We start from the raw sequence: 20,921 nt of genomic DNA on the forward strand, positions 1-20,921 counted from the left end.
AACACAAACCAGCAATCGCCAATCCGCTTGAGTTTCTTTAGAACGAAAGACTTCGTCGCCAGCAGCGCCGCCGCCCTCGTTCAGTGAGTGGGCTTATAGAACCTTCCCCTTTTCTAAGTCAACTGCCCTTTTCGAAAAAAATCATTTTTCTTTCAAGTCATTGTTTTTTCAGGCGAAGTTTCTGTTGAGCCTGTCAGTGCGATCATTTCCCGGGTTCTGAGCCGCCTCCACCGAGCCGGAGAAGTAAACATTCGTCGACTTTTCGTGGAAAGAGCGCTCTTTCGTCTCTCGCGCCCCGACATGATCACAATCTGCTGGTCTTTACGGACACATGATTCACACAGGCAAACGCCGGTAGGCTGCCTTTCCAGTGCACGATTTGACTTCAGTGCCCAAAATATGCACATCTTTTGCCCCAGCCAGGATGGCCGAGACATGCTCCCAGAGACGTCAAATGTAAGGACGCGGACCCAACTGCCATGATGACGGAGAAAATGATGATCCGCTCGTTGGGCAACGAGCCTCCGCTTCTGGCCGACGGCAGGCGTGCGCCGGACAAGCGCGAAGTTTCCCTGCGCTGGCTCTCGGGCACGTTCCTCACCGGTATCACGTCGTCTGTTCTGATGGGCGTCGCGCTATTTGCCGCACTTGATGGCCGTCAGCAGCTGGCGATCCCTGCAGAGGCCTATGCGAGTGCTGCCGCAGAGGCCCATGTAGACACGACCGTGGTCCGCGGCGGCCGGCTGATCGCTCCTGCGATCGCCGCGAAACCTTCGGATCGGGCGATCATGGAAGTATCGACCGTCGTCCATGACGGCGAGAAGGAAGTCGTGCGCCGCCAGCCCTTCGCCCATGTGAAGATGACGCTGGCCGCCAACCATGTGACGACAGAGGACTACCCCGATTTCGATCCCCTGGCGATATTTTCCGCCGACGAACCGCAGCCCGCTCCGCAGAGCCGCACCGGCGCACTCTATGGCTCCGACGTTGAATCCGAAGTCAGCCTGAAGACCGTTCCCTTCCCGACCGCCAAGACCGGTATGAAAATGGCCTCTGGCCTGTCGCTCGAGGAGGTAGAGGAAAACGTCCGCTCCAACGGCTCCGTGCTGACCGACGGCAATACGCAGCTCGCGGCCCTCTACTACGTCGATCCACGTCGTTTCTCCAACGAGGAAACCGATGTCGATCTGACCGCGGGCCTGTCCGCCCGCGTGCTCGAGCAGAACATGACGGTCTCTGCGCCGGAATCAATCACGCCGCAGACCGAAGAATTCGCCGACGACGTCCTTCCGGTGCGCGCGGATACACCGATCGCCAAGGCGCTGACGGATTCAGGCTACCCACAGCAATATGCCGATGGCATTGCCAACTATATCTCGCAGCAACTCGGCGCCAGCGATCTCGAAAAGGGTGACGTGCTGCGCATCGGCATCATCCAGAAGGGCGAACAGGCAAAGATCATCCGGGCTAGCGTCTACCGCGGCACGCGCCATCTCGTCACCGTGGCTCTCGACGACAAGGGCAAGTATGTGCCCGGTAGCGAGCCGCCGATGCTGGATGCGATCGCCACGGCCTTCGATGACAATACCTTCGCTCCGCCGCCCGGACAGAACCTGCCGCGCGTCTATGACGGCATCTATCGTGCCGCCCTTTCCTATGGCATGACCAAGGACATGACCGCGCTGATCATCAAGCTGCTCGCAAGCAATGTCGATTTCCAGGCGCAGCTGAGACCGACCGATAAGCTGGAAGCCTTCTTCTCCGTCGCCGACAGCACCGGCCAGGCGACCGAGGATTCCGAACTGCTCTACGTCAACGCCCGTTTCGGCGATACGCAGACGCGCTTCTATCGTTTCCAGGATCCCGACGACGGTACGGTCGATTATTTCGACGAGAACGGCAAGAGCATCCGCCAGTTCCTGCTGCGCAATCCGGTTCCGAACGGCATTTTCAAATCGGGCTTCGGCATGCGCCGCCACCCGATCCTCGGTTTCGCCCGAATGCATACCGGCGTCGATTGGGCGGCACCGCGTGGCACAGCGATCATCGCCGCCGGCAACGGCACGGTCGAAAAAGCCGGCTGGGATTCCGGCGGCTACGGCAACCAGACGATCATCCGCCATGCCAACGGCTATGAATCCTCCTACAATCACCAGAGCGCCATCGCCAAAGGCGTCGTTCCCGGCGCGAAAATACGTCAGGGCCAGGTGATCGGCTGGGTCGGCACGACGGGTGAATCCACTGGCCCGCACCTGCATTACGAGCTGATCGTCAACGGCACCAAGGTAGATCCGCTGCGCATCCGCCTGCCGGGCGGCAAATCGCTGCAGGGCGAGCCGCTGGCGAAATTCGAAGACGAGCGAAAGCGTATCGATACGCTGCTGAACAACCAGACGCCGGATCAGGTGGCGAGCAAGTAATCTCAAGACGAAAATGGCGGCCAAAGCCGCCATTTTATTTCCCTGTAACCAATTTAAGCCGCTTGGCTTACCGTCTGCCGCGTTGTGAACTGCAACCGGTCCGAACCGTTCGTCACCTTGACAGTCGATCCGTCCGGCACCTGACCCGACAGGATCTGCTCGGCCAGCGGGTCCTGCACGAACTTCTGGATCACCCGCTTCAGCGGCCTTGCGCCGTAAATCGGGTCGTAACCCTTGTTCGCCAGCCAGTGCCGGGCTTCCTCGTCGAGATCGATGACGATCTTGCGTTCGGAGAGCAAGGCCACCAGCCGCTTCAACTGAATGTCGACGATCGCACCCATCTCTTCACGCTTCAAACGATGGAAGAGGATGATCTCATCGATGCGGTTCAGGAATTCCGGCCGGAAATGCCCACGCACGACGTCCATCACCTGCTCGCGAACCGTATCGCTATCGTCGCCGTCCCTGAGCTGGGTCAGATATTCGGCCCCGAGGTTCGAGGTCATGATGATCATCGTGTTGCGGAAGTCGACCGTCCGCCCCTGACCGTCCGTCAGCCGCCCATCGTCAAGCACCTGCAGCAGGATGTTGAAGACGTCGGGATGCGCCTTTTCGATCTCGTCGAACAGCACGACCTGATAGGGCCTACGACGCACGGCTTCCGTCAACGCCCCGCCTTCGTCATAGCCGACATAGCCGGGAGGTGCACCGATCAGCCGGGCGACGGAGTGTTTTTCCATATATTCCGACATGTCCATGCGCACCATCGCCGTTTCGTCATCAAAGAGGAAGCGGGCGAGCGCCTTGGTAAGCTCCGTCTTGCCGACGCCGGTCGGGCCGAGGAAGATGAACGAGCCGATCGGCCGGTTCGGATCTTGCAGGCCGGCGCGGGCGCGGCGGACGGCGCGCGACACGGCCTGAACCGCATCGCCCTGGCCGATCACCGATCTCGCCAGCTCGTCTTCCATCCGAAGCAGCTTGTCGCGTTCCCCCTCCAGCATCTTGTCGACCGGAATGCCGGTCCAGCGGGAAACGACATGGGCGATATTGTCGGGGCTGACCACCTCCTGCACCATCGCGCCGCGCTCGCCGTCCTGCTTCTCGGCTTCGACCAGCTGCTTTTCGAGATCGGGAATGACGCCGTAGGTGAGCTCGCCGGCGCGCTGGAATTCACCCTTGCGCTGGGCAATCGCCAGTTCGTTGCGGGCGTCGTCGAGCTGCTTCTTGAGATCGGCGGCAAGGCCGAGCTTCTGCTTTTCCGCCTGCCAGCGGGCCGTCAGCGCATCGGCCTCCTCTTCAAGCGCGGTGAGTTCAGTCTCCAGCCGCTTCAGCCGGTCGGCGGAAGCAACGTCGGTTTCCTTCTTCAGCGCCTCGCGCTCGATCTTCATCTGAATGATCCGGCGGTCGAGTTCATCGAGCTCTTCCGGCTTGGAATCCACCTGCATGCGCAGTCGCGCGGCGGCCTCATCCATCAGATCGATCGCCTTGTCGGGCAGGAAGCGATCCGTGATATAGCGGTTGGACAGCGTCGCGGCCGCAACCAGCGCCGCATCGGCGATGCGAACCTTGTGATGCTGCTCGTATTTTTCCTTGAGTCCGCGCAGGATCGAGATCGTATCTTCGACCGTCGGTTCGTCGACGACAACGGGCTGGAAGCGGCGGGCAAGCGCCGGATCCTTCTCGACATGTTTGCGATATTCGTCGAGCGTGGTTGCGCCGACGCAATGCAGTTCGCCACGGGCAAGGGCAGGCTTTAAAAGATTGGAGGCATCCATCGCTCCGTCCGCCTTGCCGGCGCCGACCAGCGTGTGCATCTCGTCAATGAACAGGATGATCTCGCCGTTTTCCGCCTGGACCTCATTGAGGACCGCTTTCAGCCGCTCTTCGAATTCGCCGCGGTATTTCGCGCCGGCAATCAGGGCGCCCATGTCGAGCGCCATCAGCTTCTTGTCCTTGAGCGATTCCGGCACGTCGCCGTTGACAATGCGCAGCGCCAGACCTTCGACGATCGCCGTCTTGCCGACGCCCGGCTCGCCGATCAGCACCGGATTATTCTTGGTGCGGCGCGACAGGACCTGGATGGTGCGGCGGATCTCGTCGTCGCGGCCGATCACCGGATCGAGCTTGCCCTCGCGGGCTTCGCCAGTGAGGTCGCGGGCGAATTTCTTCAGTGAATCGAAGCCCTGCTCGGCACTGGCGGAATCCGCCGTCCGGCCCTTGCGGATATCGTTGATGACCTGGTTTAGGCCTTGGGCTGTCACGCCCGCATTCTTCAGCGTCGAATAGGTCGAAGCCGAGGATTCGATCGCCAGCGCCTGCAGCAGACGTTCGACCGTGACAAAACTATCGCCGGCTTTCTTGGCCACCTCCTCGGCGGTCGAAAGCACCTTGGCGAGCGGCTGCGCCAGATAGATGTTGCCGTTGCCGCCTGATATCTTCGGCAACTTGGCAAGAACCGCGTCATTGGCAAGGCGAGCAGCCTTGGCATCGCCGCCGGCACGCTCGATCAGCGAGGCCGCCATGCCCTGATCGTCATCGAGCAGAACTTTGAGCACATGTTCGGGTGAAAATTGCTGATGACCCTGCGCCAGCGCATAGGTCTGGGCCGACTGGATGAAACCGCGCACCCGCTCGGAATATTTCTCGATATTCATATTCTACCTCCATTGATCGCCCTGCCCTTACGAGGCGCAGACCGATGATTGAGATCGACCCCCTGAAAAGGCAGGCCGCGCTTGGCCCGTCTGGGATTTGGGCGAAGCAGTCGAGGAGAATATGGTACGCTGTTCCGGGAGTTTAAAGACCCCGTAAGACGAAAATCCCCGGCACGAAGGCCGGGGATTTCCAAGGAAATCCGAACAGATGGCAGAGCACCCGGCTCTCTCCGAAGGGAGCGGCCAGATCCTTATTCCGATGCGGCGTCCGCCAGAACCGGCGCCTCGGCGGAAGCCCCCTCGCCTTCGGAGGCTGCATCGCCGTCTGCGCCCCGACGCGGGCGACGGGGACGATTGCCGGGGCTGCGACGACGGGGCTGGCGTTCGCGTGACTGGCCGGCAGAGCCTTCCTCGTCCATGGCGACCTCGGCGGGAATGCCTTCGATCTCCGGCTGCGGGCCGGTTCCGTCGATGATTTCGGGCTGGGGTGCCGGGGCAGGCGCCGCAACGGGTGCCGGCGCTGGCTTTGGCTGTGCCTGCGGTTGATGCTGCCTGCTCTGCGGCGGCTGGACGACGACGACATCGTCGCCATCATTGTCGCTGGTATCGATGTCGTCGCTGTCGCGATCCGCCGCGTCGCGGTCATTGTAGTCGCTGCGATCGTCGCGCTGGAACCGCTCCTGCATCTGCGCCTGAGCGCTGGCGATGATCCGATTGTAATGTTCGGCGTGCTGAAGATAATTCTCGGCTATCACACGGTCGCCGGAGCTCTGGGCATCACGGGCAAGCTGCGCATATTTCTCGGCGATATGCTGTGCAGTACCGCGAATCTTCACATCGGGGCCGGAGCTGTCATAGGTCCGGGTCAGCGGGTTGCCGCCCTTGCGGTTGAAATTGTTGTTATTGTTATTTCCGCCGCCGCCGCCATTGTTATTGTTGTTACCACGCCCTCGACCGCGCTTGTTTTGCTGTCCTGGCCTCATAGATCGTTCACCTGAATTCTCTGTTTGTGATGGATACATGGCACCAACCGCCATGACCGGAAAACCGGGTCAGGACCTTTGTGCCGCGAGCATACTGCGCCTTTGCGCCAACCTGCCGCTTGGTTCTCAAGTCAGTTTGACTGATTCACGCGTTGGGTCGTGTTTAACCGTTGAAACTCTCGTTTAAAAGAGCGGACCCCCGAGGCAAACCAAGTACCGAACGAATCTCGTTCATTCCTATCTGCCCAACACGTGCCCGCAACCTATATTGCTTCCCTCGGAAATCCAAGCCTTTTCTTCGCAATAGCAATAATGTCCGCCCCGGTGCCGCAATTATCGCTTTTACGCGAGCGCGAAAACGAGCGCCCTGTCGTTCTGACCATAATCCTTCACAGATTTGAGGCACCTGAAACCTTTCGCTTCGAAGAGCGCCGTCACATCGTTTCGCTGATCGTAGCCGATTTCCAGTCCGAGAACCCCGTCGGGCCTCATGAACCTTGCCGCATCCTTGGCTATGGCTTTGTAAGCGTCAAGCCCATCCGGGCCGCCATCCAGCGCTGCAACCGGATCAAATTTCGTCACTTCGGGAGCGAGATCGTGAATGACACTGGAGGCAATATAGGGCGGATTTGAGACAATCGCGTGAAATGAGCCCTGGATGTTCTCGAACCATTTCGACTGCACGGCCTGAAAACGATCCTGCAACCCGTTTCTTTCTGCATTTGACTTCGCCGTCCTAAGTGCATCAGCCGATATGTCGCTGCCGATACCTGACGCCTCGGGACATTCGCTCAAGAGCGCGAGGCATATCGCCCCACTCCCGGTTCCGATATCAAGAATATGGAGATGGCGTTGCGGCTTTGCAAGATCCTTCAGATAAGGAAGCACCGTATCGACCAGGATTTCCGTATCCGGACGCGGCTCCAAAGTTTCCGCCGACAAGCCAAGGGGCAGGCCATAAAATTCCCGCTCGCCTAGAATACGATGCACCGGCTCATGGCCGAGCCGGCGTTCCAAGGCCCTCGAAATTGTCTCCGCCTGATCGGAAGAAAGCCTCTCAGCCGACCGCGTCAAAAGCTCCGTCGACGACAGTTTCAAAAGGCCAGCGACAAGCAGCCGCGCATCGGTCACCGGATCGACAATGCCCGCCTCTGTGAAACGACGGCGCGCTTCGGCAAGCATATCGGCGACCGTAGCACTCATAGTTGTTCGCCGAGCTGCGCCAGCTGGCTTGCCTGATAATCGGCCATCAGCGCGTCGACGACCTCTTCGATCTCGCCTTCCATCATCCGGTCGAGCTTGTAAAGCGTCAGATTGATGCGATGGTCCGTGACGCGCCCCTGGGGGAAATTGTAGGTACGGATGCGTTCCGATCGATCGCCGGAGCCGACCTGGCTCTTGCGATCGGCCGAGCGCTCGCTATCGGCCCGCTGCCGCTCGGCATCGTAAAGCCTGGAGCGCAAGACCTGCATCGCCTTGGCGCGGTTCTGATGCTGTGATTTTTCCGAGCTGGTGACGACGATGCCGGTCGGCAGATGGGTGATGCGCACCGCCGAATCCGTCGTATTGACGTGTTGGCCGCCTGCGCCCGACGAGCGCATCGTATCGATGCGGATGTCTTCCGGCCGGATGTCGATGTCGATCTCCTCGGCTTCCGGCAGCACCGCCACCGTCGCGGCCGAAGTATGGATGCGCCCGCCTGCTTCGGTCTCCGGTACGCGCTGCACCCGGTGCACGCCGGATTCGAACTTCAACTTGGCGAAGACCCCTCGGCCTGTGATCGTCGCGATGATTTCCTTGTAGCCGCCGGCTTCACCCTCGCTTGCCGAGAGCACCTCTACCTTCCAGCCCTTTTCCGACGCGAAACGCTCGTACATCCGGAAAAGATCACCGGCAAAAAGGGCAGCTTCCGAGCCGCCGGTGCCAGCGCGGATCTCCAGGATAGCGCTTTTTTCGTCGGCTGCGTCCTTCGGCAGAAGCAGGATCTGCATTTCCTGCTCCAGCGCCTCGATCCGCGCTTTCACTTCGGGCAATTCGAGTTCGGCAAGATCGCGCATCTCGCGATCGACCGATTTATCCTCGAGCAGCGTTTCGAGATCGGCAAGCTCGGCGCCAGCCTTCTCATAGGCGCGGATCTTCGTCACGACCGGCTGCAGCTCGGAATATTCGGATGCGAGCTTCACATAGACATCGGCGGCCGGCCCGGCCGACATGCGCGCCTCGATCTCGCCGAAACGGCGTTCAAGCTCGCGCATTTTTTCAACGGGAAGCTTCGCCACCCTGCACTCCGATTCTTCTTGTATTTCTCTAAAGGGGAATATTGTGGCTCTCGGCGAAGCGGGCAAGCACCTCGCGCATCGGCACCGTGCTGCGATGATCGTCCAGCACTTCGTCCATCACCTTTGCCAGGGCCCCGACATCAAGCCCGAGCAGCATCGCCTTCACCGGGCCGATCGAGGCCGGCGACATCGAGATCGACCGAAAGCCGATGCCGAGAAGCGCCATTGCCGAAAGCGGCTTGCCGGCAAGTTCGCCGCAAAGCGTCACCGGCGTCTTGTTCCGATCCGCCCCGCGCACGACATCGCGCAGGATCCGCAAAAACGGCTTGCCGAGTGGGTCGAAGCGATCAGACACCCGCGCATTGCCACGATCGACCGCCATGGCAAACTGGAAAAGGTCGTTGGAACCGACCGACACGAAATCGACCGCCTCCATCAGCTCGTCGAGCTGCCAGAGCAGCGCGGGCACCTCCAGCATCGCTCCGAATTGCAGCTTGCGCGGCAACCCGTGCCCGAAGCGCGACAGATGCTGTACTTCCTTCTGCAGGAGTTCGCGCACCATCTTCAGCTCGGAAACCTCGGTCACCATCGGCACCATCAGCTTCAGCTCGGTGCCGGCCGATGCCTTCAGCATGGCGCGCAGCTGGGTGCGCAACAATCCCGGCCGGTCGAGCGACAGCCGGATGGCGCGCCAGCCGAGTGCGGGATTTTCCTCCTCGTGGCCTCGGAAATAAGGCACCACCTTGTCGCCGCCGATATCGAGCGTGCGGAAGGTGACGACGCGGCCCGCCGCCTGTTTGATCACATTGCGGTAGAACTGCTCCTGCTCTTCCGCCTTCGGCATGGTCGAGGCGATCATGAACTGCAGCTCGGTGCGGAAGAGACCGATGCCCTCCGCACCCGATTCCGAGAGCTGCGGCAAGTCGACCAACAGGCCGGCATTCATCATCAGCGAAATCCGCTGGCCATCCTTGGTGACCGGCTCGATGGCGCGCAGCGCCCGGAACTGCTCCTGCCGCCGCGCCCGAAAACGCACCTTTTCCTCGTAGGAGCGCCGGTGATCGGCCATCGGCCGGAGGTGCACATGCCCTTCGTCGGCGTCGATGATCACGGCATCGCCATTCTCGGCGAGCGCGACAACACCCGCTGCCTGGCCGATGACGGGAATGCCCATGGCGCGGGCGACGATCACCACATGGCTCGTCACCGCCCCTTCTTCCAGCACCAGTCCACGGACATTGGCGCGAGGGTAATCGAGCAGCTCGGCCGCCCCCATGGCGCGCGCCAGGATGACCGCATCATTGGGGAAACCTTCGGCGGTCGTGCGCCCGGTATAACCCGTCAACTGCCTGAGCAGCCGGTTCGCCAGATCTTCGAAATCATGCATGCGTTCGCGCAGATAAGGGTCGGTCAGCCGCATCATTCGCGCCTTGGTGTCGCTCTGCACCTTTTCGACCGCCGCTTCCGCCGTCAGGCCGTTGCGGATCGCTTCCTCGAGCTTGCGCACCCAGCCCTGGTCGTGCGCGAACATGCGATAGGTTTCGAGCACCTCGCGATGCTCGCCTTCCATCGACACGTCGCGGCGAGACAGCATGTCGTCGATCGAGATCCGCAGCGACCCCATGGCCTCCGCCAGCCGGCGGATTTCCTTCTCCGCATCCTCGTTCAGCAGGTTGGTGACGACGATACGCGGCTCGTGCAAGACGACATAGCCGAGGCCGATGCCGTCATTATAGGTGTCGCCGTCAATCGTCACCGAACGCGTCAGGTCGAGTTCAAGGCCCGGTTTGGTGATCTTCTTGAGCTCGCCGGTGGCGATCATCTCGGCAAGCACCATCGCCGTCGTTTCGAGTGCTTCCACTTCCTCGTCGCGATAGTTGCGGCTCGCCTTGTTCTGGACGACGAGAACACCGAGCGAGCGCCCGGTTCTCAGGATCGGCACACCGAGGAAGGAATGGTAGATTTCTTCGCCCGTCTCCGGCAGGTAGCGGAAAGCCGGATGCGACTGCGCGTCGGAAAGGTTCAGCGGCTGCGCCGAGGCCGCGATCGTGCCGACGAGGCCCTGCCCCATCTTCAGCTGCGCCAGGTGCACCGCCTCGCGGTTGAGGCCTTCGGTCGCGTAGAGTTCGAGCACGCCGTCGGCGCGCAGCACATAGACGGAGCAGACTTCCGCCACCATGTTGCTGGCAATCTGGCGGACGATCCGGTCGAGGCGATCCTGCGGCTCCAGCGGCTCTGCCATCAACTCGCGCAGCCGCCTGAGCAGCACGCGCGGACCGCCGGAAAGGTCTCTCATGGCGTCTCAAGCTCCCGAAACAACGCACTCAGTCCCGGCAGGCTGGCCCTCGTCTCCTCAACCTGAAGGGGCAGGCCGCCCACTGGGAATCAATTCTTATCCAGACCGTAGCAGGAATGCAAAGTCCTGACAGCGAGTTCTGCATAGGGACCGTCTATCAGGATGGAAATCTTGATCTCGGAGGTGGTGATCGCCTTGATGTTGATGCCTTTTTCGGCAAGAGCGCGAAACGCGGTGGCAGCGACGCCCGCATGGCTGCGCATGCCGATGCCGATGACCGAGACTTTCACCAGCCCCGATTCGTTCTGCACGACATCGTAGCCGATCTTCTCCTTGTGGTCGCCGAGCACCTTGATCGCCTTCTCGACGTCACCTGACGGCACGGTGAAGGTCATATCGGTCTTCGATCCGTCCTCGGAAATATTCTGGACGATCATGTCGACATTGATATGAGATTCGGCAAGCGGCCCGAAGATCGCGGCGGAGACGCCCGGCCGGTCGGCAAGACGGCGAAGCGAGATCTGAGCCTCATCCTTGGCATAGGCGATGCCGGTGACTACTTCCTGTTCCACGATTTCATCCTCGTCACAAATCAGCGTTCCGGGCGGGTTCAACAGATCGCCCATGCCCGGAGCATCGGGATCTTCGAAAGACGAGCGCACGAAGGTACGCACCTTGTGCACCATGGCAAGCTCGACCGAACGCACCTGCAGCACCTTGGCGCCGAGCGAGGCCATCTCAAGCATTTCCTCGAAGGCGATCTTCTTTAGCCTGCGCGCCTGCGGCACGATACGCGGATCGGTCGTGTAGACCCCGTCGACATCGGTATAGATATCGCAGCGATCCGCTTTGACAGCCGCGGCAATGGCGACGGCTGACGTGTCCGACCCGCCGCGCCCGAGAGTGGCGAGGCGGTTGTCAGGCCCCAATCCCTGGAAGCCGGCGATGACGGCGACCTGTCCCTCGCCCATCCGCTTGATGATGTCGGAGCCGTCGATTTCCAGAATCCGGGCCGCGCCATGCGCATTATCGGTTCGGATCGGGATCTGCCACCCCTGCCAGGAGCGCGCATTGATATCCATCGCCTGCAATGCGATCGCAAGCAGCCCAGACGTTACCTGCTCGCCGGAAGCGACCACCGCGTCGTATTCGCGCGCATCGTAAAAGGGAGAATTGGCGCCGATCACCTTCGGCATGCCCTGCACCCAGCCGACCAGCTCATTGGTCTTGCCGGACATGGCCGAGACCACCACTGCGACCTCGTGGCCGGCATCGACTTCGCGTTTCACGTGGCGGGCAACGTTCTTGATGCGATCCAGGTCAGCGACGGACGTGCCGCCGAATTTCATTACGATGCGTGCCATATGCCTCTACCACGTCTGGCGCCGGGAAGCGGAAAATCGGACCCGGCATAACGAGACCCAGGGGTGACCGGTTAGCGAGAGAGCCAGATCCCATTCTGGAACCGCTCCAAAAGCCAGGCCCCCAAAGGCCTCAAGTTGCGGCGTCTCTTAGCGAGTTTGGCGGGGTGAGGCAAGCGCGCGCGATAAAAGCAATTGCCGTGCGGTCCCGCGCCTGTCTGCCTCCTGACCTCCGCCCCTTGACTTATGCCCCCGATCGTCCGACTTCACATTTCACGAACGAAGGAGAGGACGATGACGGAAGGCGCCAGGAGCACGATCGACCAGGGCGAAGTGGACCGCTTCTCGGCGATGGCGGCGGAATGGTGGAGCCCGACCGGCAAGTTCAAGCCGCTGCACAAATTCAACCCCGTCCGCCTCGCCTACATAAGAGACAAGGCCTGCGAGAATTTCGGCCGTGATCCGAAAAGCGCCCGCCCGCTCGAAGGCCTGCGTGCGCTCGATATCGGCTGCGGCGGCGGTCTACTGTCCGAACCGGTCGCCCGCATGGGTGCCTCCGTCGTCGGCGCCGATCCTTCCGAGAAGAATATCGGCATCGCCTCGACCCACGCGAAGGCTTCCGGGGTTTCGGTCGACTATCGCGCCATCACCGCCGAGGAACTTGCCGACGCCGGCGAGACTTTCGATATCGTCTTGAACATGGAAGTGGTCGAACACGTCGCCGACGTCGAACTCTTCATGACGACCTGCGCAAAGATGGTCCGCCCCGGCGGCCTGATCTTCGTCGCCACCATCAACCGCACGATGAAGGCAGCAGCACTTGCCATCTTCGCCGCCGAAAACATCCTGCGCTGGCTGCCGCGTGGCACCCATCAATATGAGAAGCTGGTGCGCCCGGAAGAGCTGGAAAAGCCGCTCACGGCAAGCGGCCTTGAGATTACCGACCGCACCGGCGTCTTCTTCAATCCGCTGTCCAACCAGTGGAACCTGTCCAAAGATATGGATGTGAACTATATGTTGCTGGCGAAGCGGCCCGCATAGTTCCCGCAGGCAATACGCCGTTTACATGTCAGCGGCCGCTCCCGCCAACATTCAAGAAGACCAGGTGTCCTGACTTTGTTTCAATTTACGTCCTCAGGCAGCACCGGAATGGCGGCGATCTCGATACCCTCCTCCACAAGAGCCTGTGCCTCGTCGACTGTCGCCTGGCCGATGATGCCGCGAGCATCCGCCTCACCATAGTGGATCTTGCGGGCTTCCTCGGGGAACTTCGCGCCGACGTCTTCGGAATTGGCCTTGACGGCCGCGACCGCCTCTTTCAGCTTTTCCAGGGCCTCCCGGCGCATGGCGTCCATCGCCAGCGTCTGCCTCTCATCCTTCTTGCGCGCGGTCGACACCGAAGGCGCCATCAGGAGCTTGGAAACGGCGGCAGAATGGCAGACTGGGCAGGTCAGGAACCCGCTCGCGACCTGACGGTCGAAATCGGCGCTTTCTGAAAACCAGCCTTCGAATTCATGGGCATTGTCACAGGTAAGGGAATAACGGATCAAGCGGCGACGCCTCCTGCGACTGCCCCCGCGATCTTCTCGACAGAGAATTCCCGGCCATTCCTCAAGTTCGGGATCTTGTCGTGGGCGGCCTTGACCGCGCCTGGATCGATCTCGGCGACGATGACCGCCTCGCCGGTTGCGCCGCCCGAGGCCAGCACCGTCCCCCAGGGATCAATGATCATCGAGTGGCCGAAGGTCTCCCGGCCGTCCTCGTGCCGCCCATCCTCGTGCCGGCCGGCCTGCGCCGCGGCAACGACGAAAACGCCATTCTCGATCGCCCGCGCTCTCAGCAGGATTTCCCAATGCGCCTCGCCGGTCTGCTTGGTGAACACGGCAGGAACCGTCATTACCTCGGCGCCGGCAACGGCCTGAGCGCGGAAAAGTGCGGGGAAGCGGACGTCGTAGCAGATAGCAAAACCCATTTCCGCAAAGGGCAGCGACAGAACGCGGGCTTCCGAGCCGGCGGTATAGAACGCGCTTTCGCGCCAGCTCTCACCATTGTCGAGATCGACGTCGAACATATGGATCTTGTCGTAGCGATTGAGAATCCGCCCGTCAGGACCGAAGAGGAAGCCGCGATTGGCGATCTTGCCATCGGTAAGCGCGATTGCGGTGGAGCCGACATGCATGTAGATGCCGAGTTCGCTGGCAAGCTCGGAGCCCGTCTTGACGATAATATCGCGCGTCTCGTCGGCAAGCACGGCGCGTGCCGCCGCGCGGTCACGCTGCAGCATGCCGGTCATTTCCGGCGTCTGCACATAGGTGGCGCCTCGGGCCGCAGCCTCGCGCACCAGCCGCGCCATCGCTGCAGCGTTCCTCACCGGATCGACCCCGGAGCACATCTGAACGGCGGCGGCCTTGAAGCTCATCGGTTCTTCCTCAAGCCGCCAGCATCGGATCGAGCTTGCCGGCCCGGTCAAGTGCGAAGAGGTCGTCGCAGCCACCGACATGTTCGGCGCCGATGAAGATCTGCGGGAACGTCGTGCGCCCGTGCGCCTTGCCGATCATCTCCTGGCGAAGATCCGGCGAATAGGTCGCGTCGTGCTCGACATAGTCGACGCCCTTCTGTTCGAGAAGGGACTTGGCGCGGCTGCAATAGCCGCAGAACTGCCGTGTATAGATCGTGACGGGTACCATGATATCTCCAGACGGATGCCGGGTATTTTCTGTCATATAGGCTCGGAGAGAGCCCTTGCAAAGGTCAAAACCGTTATCTCGGCCGCGCCCCCCTTCCGCAGCGTCCGGCTGGCGGCGGCGACTGTCGCGCCTGTCGTATAGACATCGTCGACAAGCACAATACGCTTGCCGAAAACCTCGTTCTCGCAGCCTTTGGCAATCGCGAAAGCACCTCTGACATTGTCCTCGCGCGCCTTGGCGCCGAGGCCGACCTGCTGACTGGTGCGCTTGACGCGGATGAGCGTTGCGGCAAGCAGCGGTTTGCCCGATAGGCTCGCCACATGGCGGGCAAGTTCGGCAGCCTGGTTGAACTTACGGGCCAGCATACGGGTGCGGTGCAACGGCACCGGGATCAGTGCATCGCAGCTTTCTACCGCGCCGTCGGAGGCACGCAGCATCCAGCCGGCCATCATCGGCGCCAGATCGGTGCGATCGCGATATTTCAATCCGTGAACGAGATCTCGGACGGCGTGGTCATGTGTCGCCGCTGACCGCAACCGGTCGAAAGGCGGCGGATTGGCGATCGCCTCGGCGCTGAGGATGCCGGCGCCGAGATCATGCGAGAAGGGAATGCCGAGCACTTCGCAATAGGGCCGCTCGATAAAGCGGATGCCGGACCAACATTTCGCACACAGTCCGCGATGGCCGCCGGTCGAAATGCCGCAGACGGAACATGCGGGCGGATAGAGAAAATCGGCAAGCGCCGAAAACGGTCGCAGGAGATGCGCCCGGAGCAAATCTGTCGTCCATTCGGAATGGATCCGTTTCATAGGGTCGAGACTAGCCTGTTCTCTTCGAAAGGAAAATCGCCTTGCCGCTGCAGCGAGCCGGGACTATGGACATCCCCATGGAAACGATCTTCGACAGAGCCCTGATCGCCGCACATCGCCATCGCGCGCTTGTTAACAACGACCTGAAAGCCGCTTTCCTGCTCGACATCGCGGCCGAGGAAATGGCTGAGAGACTTGATGTCGTCGAGCGGCGCTTCGAAACCGCCGTTGAATTGCATGGCACGACCGGTGCACCCGCCCGCGCGGCAATAGCGACGGGCAAGATCGGCACGATGATCCGCGTCGAGAGCGAGAAGGCCTATGCGGGCCCGGGCGAAACTTTTGTCGAGGCGACGCTCGAGGAGGTGCCGCTTGCGCCGCAATCAGTCAATCTCATCCTCGCGCCGCTCAACCTTCATCTGGCCAACGATACGCCCGGCGTTTTCGTCCAGATTCGTCGTGCCCTGAAGCCGGACGGCCTGTTCCTGGCGGCCATTCCGGGCGCCGGCACGCTGCAGGAACTGCGCGACGTACTCTTGGCAACCGAGGTCGAGATGACGGGCGGCGCAAGCCCGCGCGTCATCCCTTTCGCCGATGTGCGCGATATCGGCAGTCTGTTGCAGCGCGCCGGCTTCACTCTTCCGGTGATCGACGCTGAGAACTATACGGTCCGATATGACTCGCTCTTCCCGCTGATGCGCGATCTCAGGGCGATGGGCATGAACAATCCGCTAGCAGCCCGCAGTCGCATGCCGCTGACGCGCGCCTTCTTCCTGCGCGCCGCAGAGATCTACGCCGAGCGCCATTCCGATCCCGACGGACGCATTCGCGCGACATTCTCGATCATCTATGTCTCCGGATGGGCTCCGCACGAGAGCCAGCAGAAACCGCTCCAGCCGGGCTCGGCCAAAGCACGTCTTGCCGACGCTCTGAAAGTGGACGAACACAAGCTCAGGCAGTGATCGTCGACAGCTTCGTCAATTGACGGTGATATTGTTGGTGACCACGTTGAAGACGTTCTGCAGGCTGCCGGTGAAGATGCCGAGACCCGAGACAAGTGCTGTGCAAATGATGGCGGCGATCAGGCCGTATTCGACCGCCGTCGCGCCTGTGTCATCTGCAAGAAATGCTTTCCAAAGACGCATTACCCAACCTTCTGCGTGAACCGCCTGCAACCATCAACTCCACGACCACCGGGCGATGACCGCCATTCCAAGCAACCGGCTTCAGCAACCGGCGCCGACGCCGTAGCCTTGGACGACGCAGACCGAGCCGGGCGTATCCTGAAGGACGCTACGACGAATCGTATAGTGCTTGCCGCTTTCGTTCTTCGGAATCGATCCGGTCGTGATTGTGTCGAAATCGACCGGTGCGCTGGCAAAGACGCTTTTCTTCGAGGAATCCGCAAGCATGGGTGTCAGAATCAGCGTCAGCGCGACCACAGCCGTGCCGAACAGAAGGGCGATATTGAGCGCCCCCGTCCTGCGCGAGGCAGACGAAGCCCGTTCCTTTTCCCGGACAGCTTTCCAGAAATCATCGTCCATGACGTCAAGCCTTTTAATACACGCACGCCAGATGCTTGATTGAGGCCGATCTTTGGCAGAAGGTGTTAAACGATCCATTAATATCCACAGCCGAAAACGCCGCGGCGCAATAATAATCAGCTAATGCTAATGCATGTTGCTTGGAAGCGTGCAGCGGTTCCAGGATGACGATATGCAATGGATAAAATCCAAAGCGCATCGCACCGATCAAATTCAACGGGACTCGCTTTAAAGAAAATCCTGCAGCATCGGGATAAGCGGCTCGTCGGCGGGCGGCATGGGGTAGTCGCGCAGCGCCTGCGCACGCACCCATTTCAAAGCCTGCCCCTCACGGCCCTCAGCAATCCCCTCATAGCGCCGGCAGATATAGAGCGGCATCAACAGGTGGAACGTCTCGTAGGAATGGCTGGCAAAGGTGAGCGGCGCCAGGCAGGCGATCTTAGTCTTGATTCCAAGCTCTTCCTCGAGCTCGCGCACCAGCGTCTCCTCCGGAGTCTCGCCGGGCTCGACTTTCCCTCCGGGAAACTCCCAGAGCCCCGCCAATGACTTTCCCTCCGGACGCTGTGCCAATAGGATACGCCCGTCGGCATCGATCAGCGCACAGGCGGCGACCAGTAATATTTTTCGGCCTGCCTCGCTCATCGCGACTCTCGCTGCCAATAGCAATAATGATAGGCGTCGCGAAAACCGAGGCGCTCGTAGAGCGCGATGGCCGGGCGATTGGAAAGCCTGACCTGCAGCCAGGCCGAGCGGGCGCTGCGCATCCGCGCCCAGCGCAATGCCGAGGTCAAGATTTCAGTGCCGAGTCCCTCGCGCCGCCTGGTTTCGCAAACTGAAAGCGACATGATGCCGGCAAGATCGTTGTCCTGGACGCAGAGCACGGTCGCGAGCGGTCCCTCCACGGCGTTCTCGATCATGAACAGACCCGACGGCGGCTTGATCGCCGAAATGATTTCGGCAAGCGCCGGCTTCAGGCTCAGCGGCGCCCTGTCGACCGCCAGGTTGGCATCGACGAAACGGCCGACATCATGGGTCGGCAGATGATCGAGCGTATCCGGCAACTCGGCCCCGGCGAGATCGCAGGTCATCACCACGGTCTCGTCGAACCGTGTCCACTTCTGGGCGCTGAGAAGCTCGATCAGCACCGGCGAGGCGAGCGGCGTCTGGCGGACCACGGCGGCGCGACCATAGGCCTCGAACTTCCGGCTCGCCTTTTCCAGACGGATCTCGACATCGCGATGGTCCGAGGGGTCGAGCGGCACGATGGAATTCAGCCGGTTAGACGGGTGGCCCGCCGTCAGCCGCACCTGCCAGCTGCCGTCATATTGCACGGACGCCGCCGGCCAGGCGCGAAAGCCGACGGCCTCCAGCCTGCGGACCAACGGCAGATTCTTTGAAGATATGGATGCCTGGACCAATGGACGATCAGCTCCGATAGTCGCCATTGATTGCAACATATTCTTTGGTGAGGTCGCAGGTCCAGACGGTTGCCGACCCCGTGCCGAGGCCGATATCGACTTTAACGGGGATATCCTGCGCTTTCATCACGTTTGAGGCGGCTGCCTCGGAATAATCCGGGTCCCGCTCGCCGTTGACGGCGACCCTGATATCCCCGAACCAGATGGCGAGCCGGTCGCGATCCGCCATCTCCCCGGATTTGCCGACAGCCATGACGATACGGCCCCAATTGGCGTCTTCGCCGGCGGCCGCCGTCTTGACCAGCGGCGAATTGGCGATCGACAGTGCGATGCGCTTGGCGGCGGCATCGCTCTCGGCGCCCGTTACGGTGATTTCGAGCATCTTGGTGGCGCCTTCGCCGTCGCGCACCACCTGCAGCGACAAGTCCTTCAGCACTTCGTTGAGGGCGGCCCGGAAAGCGGCAAGGCGCGGATCGTCGGCGCGTTCGATGCGGGGCTGGCCGTCCGCAGCCGCAGCCCCCGTCGCAAACAGCATCAGCGTATCGGAGGTGGACGTGTCGCTGTCGACGGTCATGGAATTGAAGGTCGGTCCGACGCCGTCGGACAGAAGCGCCTGCAGCGCTTCGGACGCGATATCGGCATCAGTGACGACGAAGGAGAGCATGGTCGCCATGTCGGGCGCAATCATGCCGGCGCCTTTGGCAATGCCGTTGATCGTCACGGCCACGCCGCCGATCTCGGCGCTGCGGGTCGAAACCTTGGGATAGGTATCGGTCGTCATGATCGCCTTGGCGGCTTCGAACCAGAAATCGCCGGTCGCCTCGGCCTGCATCCTGTCAAGGACGCCGGCGAATTTGGTGGCATCGAGCGGCTCGCCGATGACGCCGGTCGATGCCAGATAGATCTCGTTTTCGCGGCAGCCGACGGCCGCCGCAGCCGACTTCGCCGTCAGCGCGGTCGCCTGGCGGCCTTTCATGCCGGTAAAGGCATTGGCGTTGCCTGAATTGACGACGACGGCGCGCGCAGTGCCGTGCGGCAGGTTCGCGCGGCAGAAATCGACTGGCGCGGAGGGGCATTTGGAACGGGTGAAGACGCCCGCGACCGATGCCGGTTTATCGAAGATCATCATCAGCACGTCGGTGCGGTTCTTGTACTTGATGCCGGCCGACGCCGTCGCCATGCGCACGCCGCGCAGCGAAGGCATCGGAACGAAGGATTTCGGGGCGAGCGGCGAAACGGAACCGGACATGATGAAACCTGCCAATGGGCATTCCCCGGCGACTGAACGAACCGGCTCGCCGTCCGGAAATGCGACAACAACGATAAGGAAGGGCCCGGAAGAACCGGGCCCTGATGCGAATATTACTGCTTCGGCGCCGGCTGGGCGGGCTCGCTGCCCGGCTCCGGCTGCTTGTTGGCCTCGTCGTAACCCTTGCGCAGCGTCTCGTCCGAAATTTCGATTTTGGCAGACGACTTGGCCTCATTGAGGAGGGCAAGATACTTGTCGCGCATGACGAGCTGACGAACCTGATCCTGCACCTGGTCGAAAGGCGGCGGCGGAGCGTCACGTTTGTCCTCGACCTTGATGACATGATAGCCGAAATCGGTCTTGACGGGCGTTTTCGAATAGGCGCCCTTCTCGAGCGCGAAGGCCGCGTCCTCGAATTCCTTCACCATACGGCCGCGCGAGAAATAGCCGAGATCGCCGCCTTCCGACTTGTTCGGATCAGTGGATTTTTCCTTGGCGAGTTCGGCGAAATCCTTGCCGGCGTCGAGCTGCTTGATGATGTCCTTGGCTTCGTCCTCGGTCTTGACCAGGATGTGGCGGGCGTGGACTTCCTCCTGCTTCGGCAGGGCTGCGACTTCCTTGTCGTAACGAGCCTTGATTTCGTCAGGGGTTACGGTGTCGACGACGTGCTTCTTGAAATAGGCATTGTGAAGCTCGCGATCAGCGAGGTACTGCATGCGCTTCTTGAATTCGTCGGTCTGGTCGAGCTTCTCCGTCGTCGCGCCGGCCGCAAGCAGCTTCACATCGATGGCGGCGGACAGGGCTGCGACCTTCTTCTGGTCGTCCGGAAGCTGCGCCAGCTGCGGATCGAGGTTGGCGACGGCGAGATCGAGCTCAGACTGGTGGATCTCCAGATTGCCGACCTTGGCGACAACAGCGTCCTCTGCATGGGCCGGAGCCTGGAATGCAACAAAAGTTGCAAACGCCAGCACGGCGAATTTATTGGTGCTCAACATCAAATAACCCTTCACAGTTACATCGCCGGCTTCAGCATCGCCTGTTCCAGCTCAAAATAGCCATCAACACCGGATTGTGGCCTTTCTGTATCCGCCAAATCCGTTGACATCATTCGACCCCCCTCTTATCTGTCACGCAACCTCGCGTCCAGAACAGTTTCCGGGCGTTTCAAGGCGTGCGCCTGATTTTCGGCTGGGCCGCGGACAAGAAACGTCGCGGATGAAT

19 protein-coding genes are annotated in these 20,921 nt (G+C 61.2%); 3 read left to right on the plus strand and 16 right to left on the minus strand.

The genetic code is table 11. The features are described 5' to 3' along the window. Window positions 1–479 precede the first annotated feature (479 nt). Window positions 480–2,420, plus strand: coding sequence for a M23 family metallopeptidase (locus J7U39_RS24715; protein WP_210632841.1), 1,941 nt, complete (start codon window positions 480–482; stop codon window positions 2,418–2,420). A gap of 53 nt (window positions 2,421–2,473) precedes the next feature. Here J7U39_RS24715 and clpB read toward each other — a convergent pair whose 3' ends face one another. The 6 genes from clpB to J7U39_RS24745 all read right to left on the minus strand — a co-directional run bounded on the left by clpB (window position 2,474) and on the right by J7U39_RS24745 (window position 11,996). Then, window positions 2,474–5,074, minus strand: coding sequence for an ATP-dependent chaperone ClpB (gene clpB / locus J7U39_RS24720; RefSeq protein WP_210632842.1), 2,601 nt, complete (start codon window positions 5,072–5,074; stop codon window positions 2,474–2,476). A gap of 251 nt (window positions 5,075–5,325) precedes the next feature. Continuing rightward, complete coding sequence (locus tag J7U39_RS24725) at window positions 5,326–6,057, minus strand: DUF4167 domain-containing protein (RefSeq protein ID WP_210632843.1); 732 nt, start codon at window positions 6,055–6,057, stop codon at window positions 5,326–5,328. 342 nt (window positions 6,058–6,399) lie between these two features. Beyond that, the gene (gene prmC / locus J7U39_RS24730) at window positions 6,400–7,260 is read right to left on the minus strand and encodes a peptide chain release factor N(5)-glutamine methyltransferase (protein WP_210632844.1); all 861 of its coding nucleotides are present in this window, start codon (window positions 7,258–7,260) and stop codon (window positions 6,400–6,402) included. After that, window positions 7,257–8,336 (minus strand): peptide chain release factor 1, encoded by a 1,080-nt coding sequence (gene prfA, locus J7U39_RS24735; RefSeq protein ID WP_210632845.1) that lies wholly within the window; start codon window positions 8,334–8,336, stop codon window positions 7,257–7,259. Before prfA ends, prmC begins: the two co-directional genes overlap by 4 nt. A gap of 28 nt (window positions 8,337–8,364) precedes the next feature. Then, window positions 8,365–10,632: a phosphoenolpyruvate--protein phosphotransferase gene (gene ptsP / locus J7U39_RS24740; protein WP_210632846.1), complete on the minus strand. Its 2,268-nt coding sequence runs from the start codon at window positions 10,630–10,632 to the stop codon at window positions 8,365–8,367. An 89-nt stretch (window positions 10,633–10,721) separates the two neighbouring features. After that, window positions 10,722–11,996: an aspartate kinase gene (locus J7U39_RS24745; RefSeq protein ID WP_064686444.1), complete on the minus strand. Its 1,275-nt coding sequence runs from the start codon at window positions 11,994–11,996 to the stop codon at window positions 10,722–10,724. Window positions 11,997–12,287: 291 nt separating this feature from the next. Here J7U39_RS24745 and ubiG point away from each other — a divergent pair, with 291 nt between their 5' ends. Then, complete coding sequence (gene ubiG / locus J7U39_RS24750; RefSeq protein WP_210632847.1) at window positions 12,288–13,034, plus strand: bifunctional 2-polyprenyl-6-hydroxyphenol methylase/3-demethylubiquinol 3-O-methyltransferase UbiG; 747 nt, start codon at window positions 12,288–12,290, stop codon at window positions 13,032–13,034. 80 nt (window positions 13,035–13,114) lie between these two features. Here the strand turns inward: ubiG and J7U39_RS24755 are convergent, their stop codons facing one another. From J7U39_RS24755 to J7U39_RS24770, 4 genes are read right to left on the minus strand one after another with little or no spacing between them, the layout of a single operon-like run. Next, complete coding sequence (locus J7U39_RS24755; protein ID WP_085779603.1) at window positions 13,115–13,543, minus strand: DUF1178 family protein; 429 nt, start codon at window positions 13,541–13,543, stop codon at window positions 13,115–13,117. After that, window positions 13,540–14,412 carry a carbon-nitrogen hydrolase family protein gene (locus tag J7U39_RS24760; RefSeq protein WP_210632848.1) on the minus strand — a complete coding sequence of 291 codons (873 nt, stop codon included), beginning with the start codon at window positions 14,410–14,412 and terminating at the stop codon, window positions 13,540–13,542. The genes J7U39_RS24755 and J7U39_RS24760 overlap by 4 nt, the downstream gene beginning before the upstream one ends. 10 nt (window positions 14,413–14,422) lie before the next feature. Continuing rightward, a complete protein-coding gene (grxC, locus tag J7U39_RS24765; RefSeq protein ID WP_210632849.1) occupies window positions 14,423–14,680 on the minus strand; it encodes a glutaredoxin 3 in 258 nt (85 codons plus the stop codon). 32 nt (window positions 14,681–14,712) lie between these two features. After that, the gene (locus tag J7U39_RS24770; RefSeq protein WP_210632850.1) at window positions 14,713–15,489 is read right to left on the minus strand and encodes a ComF family protein; all 777 of its coding nucleotides are present in this window, start codon (window positions 15,487–15,489) and stop codon (window positions 14,713–14,715) included. Window positions 15,490–15,566: 77 nt separating this feature from the next. On the opposite strand from J7U39_RS24770, the gene J7U39_RS24775 reads away from it, so the two are divergent. Beyond that, window positions 15,567–16,451: a methyltransferase domain-containing protein gene (locus tag J7U39_RS24775; protein WP_210632851.1), complete on the plus strand. Its 885-nt coding sequence runs from the start codon at window positions 15,567–15,569 to the stop codon at window positions 16,449–16,451. Between the two features lie 15 nt (window positions 16,452–16,466). On the opposite strand, the gene J7U39_RS24780 is transcribed toward J7U39_RS24775, so the two are convergent. The 6 genes from J7U39_RS24780 to J7U39_RS24805 all read right to left on the minus strand — a co-directional run bounded on the left by J7U39_RS24780 (window position 16,467) and on the right by J7U39_RS24805 (window position 20,695). Further along, on the minus strand, window positions 16,467–16,634 hold the full coding sequence (locus tag J7U39_RS24780; protein WP_020922387.1) for a Flp family type IVb pilin: 168 nt from the start codon (window positions 16,632–16,634) through the stop codon (window positions 16,467–16,469). An 81-nt stretch (window positions 16,635–16,715) separates the two neighbouring features. Continuing rightward, window positions 16,716–17,033, minus strand: a complete 318-nt coding sequence (locus tag J7U39_RS24785; protein ID WP_064697586.1) for a hypothetical protein — start codon at window positions 17,031–17,033, stop codon at window positions 16,716–16,718. A 228-nt stretch (window positions 17,034–17,261) separates the two neighbouring features. Continuing rightward, entirely contained in the window at window positions 17,262–17,675 is a 414-nt protein-coding gene (gene mutT / locus J7U39_RS24790) for an 8-oxo-dGTP diphosphatase MutT (RefSeq protein ID WP_210632852.1), read from the minus strand. Next, a complete protein-coding gene (locus J7U39_RS24795; protein WP_210632853.1) occupies window positions 17,672–18,478 on the minus strand; it encodes a GNAT family N-acetyltransferase in 807 nt (268 codons plus the stop codon). Before J7U39_RS24795 ends, mutT begins: the two co-directional genes overlap by 4 nt. Then, on the minus strand, window positions 18,459–19,700 hold the full coding sequence (argJ, locus tag J7U39_RS24800) for a bifunctional glutamate N-acetyltransferase/amino-acid acetyltransferase ArgJ (RefSeq protein ID WP_210633037.1): 1,242 nt from the start codon (window positions 19,698–19,700) through the stop codon (window positions 18,459–18,461). Before argJ ends, J7U39_RS24795 begins: the two co-directional genes overlap by 20 nt. A gap of 113 nt (window positions 19,701–19,813) precedes the next feature. Beyond that, on the minus strand, window positions 19,814–20,695 hold the full coding sequence (locus J7U39_RS24805) for a peptidylprolyl isomerase (RefSeq protein ID WP_210632854.1): 882 nt from the start codon (window positions 20,693–20,695) through the stop codon (window positions 19,814–19,816). Window positions 20,696–20,921: the final 226 nt, after the last annotated feature.

This window comes from Rhizobium sp. NLR16a (assembly GCF_017948245.1).
Classification (GTDB): domain Bacteria; phylum Pseudomonadota; class Alphaproteobacteria; order Rhizobiales; family Rhizobiaceae; genus Rhizobium.